Annotated in this window: 6 protein-coding genes; 2 read left to right on the top strand and 4 right to left on the bottom strand. The window is 68.9% G+C overall.

Going from position 1 to position 6412, the window contains the following annotated elements; translation table 11 throughout:
• The 3 genes from CF68_RS31330 to CF68_RS31320 all read right to left on the bottom strand — a co-directional run.
• Positions 1-928, bottom strand: a 928-nt coding sequence (locus tag CF68_RS31330; protein ID WP_369798930.1) for a 3,4-dihydroxy-2-butanone-4-phosphate synthase, incomplete at its 3' end; no start/stop codon positions are given.
• Positions 925-1881, bottom strand: coding sequence for an alpha/beta hydrolase (locus CF68_RS31325; protein WP_035826681.1), 957 nt, complete (start codon positions 1879-1881; stop codon positions 925-927). The genes CF68_RS31325 and CF68_RS31330, both read right to left, overlap by 4 nt.
• Positions 1882-1914: 33 nt before the next feature.
• Positions 1915-2724, bottom strand: coding sequence for an SDR family oxidoreductase (locus tag CF68_RS31320; protein ID WP_035826719.1), 810 nt, complete (start codon positions 2722-2724; stop codon positions 1915-1917).
• Positions 2725-3124: 400 nt separating this feature from the next.
• On the opposite strand from CF68_RS31320, the gene CF68_RS31315 reads away from it, so the two are divergent.
• A complete protein-coding gene (locus CF68_RS31315; RefSeq protein WP_010814001.1) occupies positions 3125-4309 on the top strand; it encodes a helix-turn-helix transcriptional regulator in 1185 nt (394 codons plus the stop codon).
• A gap of 15 nt (positions 4310-4324) precedes the next feature.
• On the opposite strand, the gene CF68_RS31310 is transcribed toward CF68_RS31315, so the two are convergent.
• Complete coding sequence (locus CF68_RS31310; RefSeq protein WP_035826679.1) at positions 4325-4669, bottom strand: VOC family protein; 345 nt, start codon at positions 4667-4669, stop codon at positions 4325-4327.
• 211 nt (positions 4670-4880) lie between these two features.
• On the opposite strand from CF68_RS31310, the gene CF68_RS31305 reads away from it, so the two are divergent.
• Complete coding sequence (locus tag CF68_RS31305) at positions 4881-6032, top strand: LLM class flavin-dependent oxidoreductase (RefSeq protein ID WP_035826676.1); 1152 nt, start codon at positions 4881-4883, stop codon at positions 6030-6032.
• The last annotated feature ends 380 nt before the right edge of the window (positions 6033-6412 follow it).

The following is a 6412-nucleotide window of genomic DNA, read 5'->3' as shown; positions in this document are numbered from 1 at the left end:
CCCCCAGCCGGTCCAGCCGCTGCTGCGGCGATTCACGTTCATCCAGCAGCACCAGCACCCCGCAACCTTCGGCGCCGATGCGGGCGAGCGAACGCTCCAGGTTCCACGCGGGCTGGGCCGGCGTGCCGAAGCCCAGCACGTCGCGCTGCATTTCCACGGTCTGAACGCGTGTCAGCACCGGCTGCCCAGGATCGGGCTGGCCCAGCACCAGCGCCAGATGGAGCGCATCGACCGGCGCGTCATGGTAGGCGTGCACGGTGAAGCGTCCGAAGGGCGTGGCCAGTTCCGTCGAGTGCGTGCGGCGCAGCGCGCTTTCGGTCAGCAGCCGGTGGTGGATCAGCCCGCTGATCGAAACCGCCGGCAGGCCGTGGTGCCGCGCGAAGGCCAGCAGGGCGGGGCCGCGCAGCAGGTCGCCGTCGTCATCGAGCAGCATCGCATAGGCGCCGGCGGCGACGCGCCCGGCCAGCGCCGGCAGGTCGGAGCAGGCCTCGGCAAAGCCCGCGCGGCGCAGCACGCCGTCGGGCTGGGCCACCACCGGGAAGATGTGGCCGGGCTGGACCAGGTCATGCGGCTGCGCGCGCGCTGCCGCCGCCACGCGCAGCGTGAGCGCGCGGTCGGCGGCGGAGATGCCGGTGCTGACGCCGGTGGCCGCTTCGATCGACACGGTGTAGCGCTCGCGCTGGCGGTGGTTTGCGGCCATCGGCGGCAGCTGCAGCAGCGCGCGGCGCGCCTCGGTGATCGCCATGCAGACCAGGCCGCGCGCCTCGGCGGCCATGAAGTTGACATCGGCCTCGCTGACGCGCTCGGCGGCAACCAGGACGCAGCCGGTGGCTTCGTCGGTTTCGTCCTCGATCACCAGCACACGCTGGCCCGCGGCCAGCGCCGCCAGCACGTCGGCCATCGGCGCCAGGGTGGTGGCGGCGCTCATGCTGCCTCCTTCCGGCTGGTACGGCCGAGGGCCTGGCGCAGCGATGCCGCGGCCGCATCCAGCGCATCGCTGGCGGCATCGATCATCCCCTGCATGCTGATAAAGCCGTGGAACTGGCCGGGCCAGCGGCGCACGGTGGCGCTGCCGCCCGCGCGCTGCAGGGCCTCGCCATAGGCCTCGCCCTGGTCGCGCAGCGGGTCGTATTCCGCGGTGATGATGGTGGCCGGCGCCAGGCCGCGCAGCTCGCGCTGGTGCAGCGGGCTGGCGCGCACATCGGTGGCGTCGGCGGGGTTGGCCAGGTACTGGGCGCGATACCAGTCCAGTTCCGCGGCGCTGAGGAAGTAGCCCTGCGCGCATTCGCGGTAGCTGGCGCTGGCGGCCGCGGCGTCGCTGCAGTCCAGGTAGGGGTAGAGCAGCAGCTGGTGCCGCAGCGCGATGCCGCTGCCGTGCAACTGCTGGCAGGCCACGGCGGCAAGGTTGCCACCGGCACTGTCGCCGGCCACGGCTAGGCGGGCCGGGTCGGCGCCCAGTTGCGCCGCATGCGCGGCGGCCCAGCGCACGGCCGCGACGGCGTCGTCGGCGGCTGCCGGGAAGCGTGCCTCCGGCGCGAGCCGGTAGTCGACCGACAGCACCAGCGCGCCGCTGCGGCGCGCCAGGCCGCGGCAGATGTTGTCGTGCGAATCGAGGCCGCAGAGGACGAAGCCGCCGCCATGGAAGTAGACCACGAGCGGCAGTGCCGTGCTGTCGTCGGGCCGGTACAGGCGGGCCTGCAGCGGGCCTGCGGCGCCATCGATAGTCAGGTCTTGCTGCGCGGCGATGGTGTCGCCGGGCGCGAACGCGGGCATGGCTGCCAGCGCGGCGCGGTAGTCGGCGGCGCGCAGGGTGGAAAAGTCGGGGCTGGGCATGGCGGCCATGGCTTCAAGCACGGCGCGGGCCTGGGGATCGAGCGGCATGGGGTCTCCTGGATTGCGGTGGGGAAATCAGTGTCAGAGCGCGAACGCCGGCGCGGTGCCGGCGGCAATGCCTTGCGCGCGCGCCAGCGCCGCATGCACGGCCTGCTCGTGCGGCAGGATCCAGAACTGGCCGGCCGAGACCCCGTCCAGGATGTAGCGCGCGACCGCGTCCGGCGTCATGCCGGCGGCAATGCCGCTGCGCAGCGCCCCGTTCATATGGTCTACCTCCTGCGCGCCGCCGCCGTCCAGGCCTGCAGCAATGCCGGTGGCCACCGGCCCCGGGCAGACCACGGACACGCCCAGCGGCAGGCCCGCGGCCTGCAGCTCCAGCGCGAGCCCTTCGCTGAGCGCCACTACCGCTTGCTTGGACAGCGTGTAGGGAGCCAGCCAAGGCCCCACGGCGAGGCCGGCCATCGAGGCCACGTTGACGATATGGCCCGCGCCTTGCGCCGCCATGCGCGGAACGAAGCAGCGCAGCGCGTGCAGCACGCTCCACAGGTTGACGCGCATCACGTGGTCGAACACTTCCGGCGGCAGCTCCCAGCAGCGGCCGGTGACGAGCACGCCGGCGTTGTTGACCAGCAGGTCGACACGGCCCAGGCGCAGGAAGCTTTCCTCGCACAGGTGCTCGATCTGCCGCGCGTCGCAGACGTCGGTGGGGATGGCGATGACGTTTGCCCCCTGGCCGGCAAGCGCCTCGCGCACCGCTTCAAGCGCGCCGGCGTCGATATCGGCCAGCGCCAGCGCGTAGCCTTGTGCTGCCAGCGCCTGCGCGAGCGCGCGGCCGATGCCACTGGCCGCTCCGGTGATCACTGCGGCCTGCTGCCGCGGGTTTGCCGCCATGGTCATGTTTCTCCGTGAAAAGAAGGCGGCGGGGATCGCCGCGCATGGCTGACTTGTAGCGGCAGCGCGGCGGCACGGCATCGTCTGTTTGGGTAGGAGGGCGGCGTCACATGGTGTCTAGGGGTTTGCCCTCGATAGGCCGGGATGGGTCTGTCCTTAGTCTGTTTGGAGTATGTGTTCGGCCCGCCGGCGCGTGAGGATTGGCCTGTCCCGCAGGACTAGTCCGGCCAGCGTGTTTTAGCCGGTCTTGCCTAGGGCAAACCATGAAGGCGGGGGCAAGCCGCGACCCCTACGCCGTCCCTATAATCAGGGCACAAAAAAGGGCCACAGAGCCCGTAGCAGGCCAGCGCCGACCCGGCACGTCCGAAGCGCTGCGCACGCCACAATGGAGACAGAGGAAATGCTGATGGAGGTTAGCCAGAACCAGGCGGCCGCACACCTGTTCGCGCAGGCGACGGTGTCGCTGTCGGAGTTCAGCACATTGCTGGGCAATATCTACCAGGGCCCGATGGAGCAGGTGCCCTGGGGCAAGGCACTGGAACAGATCCGCCGCCAGCTCAATGCCAACTATTGCACCCTGATCCTGCGCTCGCCGGCCACGGACCGGCCCGGGCTGATGATCAATGCGTCCGAGCATGGCTCGACCCTGCCGGGCGAGACCTCCTACAACAACTACTACTACGCGCTCGACCCGTTCATCGGCCTGCCGTCGGACCGGGTGGTGACCATCGATGAGCATCTGGGGCCCGGCGCCTGGTGCCAGAGCGAGCTCTACCAGCAGTTCCTCAAGGACATCGGCATCCGCTACATCCTTGGCGCGGACCTGCGTACCGATGACGGTGTCGAATGCCGCTTCCGCGTGTGCCGCGAGCATGACGGCCGCGACTTCTCCGCCGCGGACAAGGCGCTGTGCACCGCGCTGCTGCCGCACCTGAAGCGCGCGGTGGACCTGCACTCGCGCATCGACGTGGTTGAATCCGAGCGCACCGTGTATGCCAGCGCTATCGACCGCATGCTGGTTGGGATGGTGATCCTGGACGAGTCCGGCACCATCATCAAGACCAATGCCGCCGCCGATGAAATCCTGGGCGCCAAGGATGGCATCCGTGTCGCCAAAGGCAGCCTGGACGTGGAATACGGCCAGGAGAACCGCAAGTTCCAGCGCCTGCTGCGCCAGGCCATGATGGGCCACCTCGGCACCACGCCGGCGCTGATGGAAGCGATGTCGATCACGCGCCCGTCCGGCAGCGCCAGGCTGGGCGTGCTGATCCGCACCATCCCGCTCAGCGAGTGGTCCGAGGACAACCGCAAGCGCCCCGCCTGCGTGGTGTTCATCCGCGACCCGGAGCGGCGCTCGCAGGCATCGCACGAGGTGGTGCGCCAGCTCTTTGACTTCACCCCGGCGGAGACGCAGCTGGCGCTGCAGCTGGCCAACGGGCTCACGCTCGATGAGGCCGCGGACGAGCTCGGCATCAGCAAGAACACGGCGCGCGCGCACCTGCGGGCGATCTTCTCCAAGACCGGCGTGACCCGGCAGGCCACGCTGGTCCGCATGCTGCTGAGCAGCGTGATTTCTCTCGGCTAAGCCACGTAACGCACGTCAGGGCTTTGCGCTGAGCACCAGCGCAAAGCCTTCCGGCGTTTCCAGCACCGCGCGCGTCTCATGCGGCCCCTGCGCCGCGGGCAGCGTCACGCTGGCACCGGCATCCATCAGCCGCGCCATCGCCGCGGCGATATCGTCACCCTCATCCACCTTGAAGGCCAGCGCGGGCTGGTCCACCAGGCGTTCCTCGCCGGCCACCAGCGCCAGCGTCAGCGCGCCCGCGTCGAGCGCGCAATAGCGGTTTCCGTCGCGGAACTTCACCGGTAGTCCGAGTCCTTCCGTGAAGAACGGCAGCGCGGTGTCGATGTCCGCGACGGGGTAAAGCAGCAGCCTGGCTTGCATGATGTCCTGATCCTCCTGGTGAAAGCGGGCGTGATGCCCGTGGCCAATGATAGGGATGCTCCATGTCCTGTTCATAATCCAATCAGACGATGTTGCAACGCCTTGCGCCGACCACACTGCGATCACACAGGCCGTTTCGGGCCGGTGGCGCGGCAACGGGCGGCGCCCCGGCGGCGGTCCTGAACCATCACTGCCAGACAAGGGGACTGCAATGCGTTTTTCACTGATCTATGAAGCCCAGACCGTCGATGCCTCGCGTGCCGGCGACCACAAGGTGTTCGATGAAATCATGGAACAGGTGGTGCTGGCCGAGGACATGGGCTTTGACGTGGTCTGGGCGGTCGAGCACACCGCACTGACCAACTATGCGCACATGAGCGCGCCGGAAACCTTCCTGGCCTTCGTCGCCGGGCGCACGCAGCGCATCGGCATCGGCCACGGCGTGGTGTGCCTGCCGCCGGCGATGAACCATCCGGTCAAGGTGGCCGAGCGCATCGCCACGCTGGACATCCTGTCCGGCGGCCGCGTGCACTTCGGCGTGGGCAAGGGCGGCACCCAGCAGGAGGCCGGCACCTTCGGCTACGACCTGAACAGCCTGCACCCGATGATCGACGAGTCGATGTACCTGATCCCGAAGATCATGACGCAGGACGAGATCGAGCACGACGGCGAGTTCATCAAGATCCCGCGCCGCCCGATTCACCCCAAGCCGCGCCAGGACCCGCACCCGCTGATGTACCTGGCCTGCACCAATGCTGACACCCTGCAGCGCGCCGGCGCGCGCGGCATGGGCGCACTGGTGCTCGGCTTTGGCGGCCCCGAGGATGTCGCCAAGAAGAACGAGATCTACCGCGCCGCGTGGGAGACCCGCAAGCCTGAGGACCAGGTGGGCTTCCGCCCGCACCAGCACCTGGCCGCGCTGTGCCCGACCATCGTGCTGGAAGACGGCCTGGCCGCGCGCAAGATCGGCATCAAGGGCCAGCGTTATTTCATGGAGTCGCTGTCGTACTGGTATGCCGGTGGCGAGCGGCCCGACCCGTCCACCTGGGACGACGAGCATGTCACCGCCACGGACGCGCAGGGCAAGGCTGTCATCAACACGAAGTTCGCCTCAGAGAAGGTCTCGGTGGATTTCAGCGACCCGTCGATGATGATGCTCAACCCCAACCATGCCTACGGCACCGTCGAGGACTGCATCGGCTATGTGCAGCGCCTGATCGATTCCGGCGCCGACGAGATCCTGTTCATCTGCCAGATGGGCACGGTGCCGCAGTGGGCGCAGCTGGAAACCATCCGCAATATCGGCGAGCACGTGATCCCGCACTTCCGCAAGCAGGGACGGAAGCTGCGCGCGCTGGCTTGAGGGTTTGCTTCCCCGCGTGTTTGCTCCCCTCTCCCGCTTGCGGGAGAGGGTTGGGGTGAGGGCGGGCGTGTCCTGCGAAGTAAAGCCTGCGGTATGCCACCGCCCCCCTCTCCTTCCCGACCCTCCCCCCCCCCGCCCCCGCCCCCCCCCCCTGCCCCTCTCCCGCAAGCGGGAGAGGGAGCACGCAAGCGGAAGTTGGAGGACCCTGAGGCACATTACGCAGCTGCAGGTTTTCGCCCCTCTCCCCCCNTTACGCAGCTGCAGGTTTTCGCCCCTCTCCCGCTTGCGGGAGAGGGGGCAGGCAAGCGGAAGTTGAAAGGTGCCTGAAGCACATAGCTAGTCCCAACAGACGATGGCACCCCGCCCCGCCGGTGCAAACA

The sequence above is a fragment of the Cupriavidus sp. SK-4 genome, from assembly GCF_000611125.1.
Classification (GTDB): Bacteria; Pseudomonadota; Gammaproteobacteria; order Burkholderiales; family Burkholderiaceae; genus Cupriavidus; species Cupriavidus necator.
This window is presented reverse-complemented; position numbering and strand designations above follow the sequence as displayed.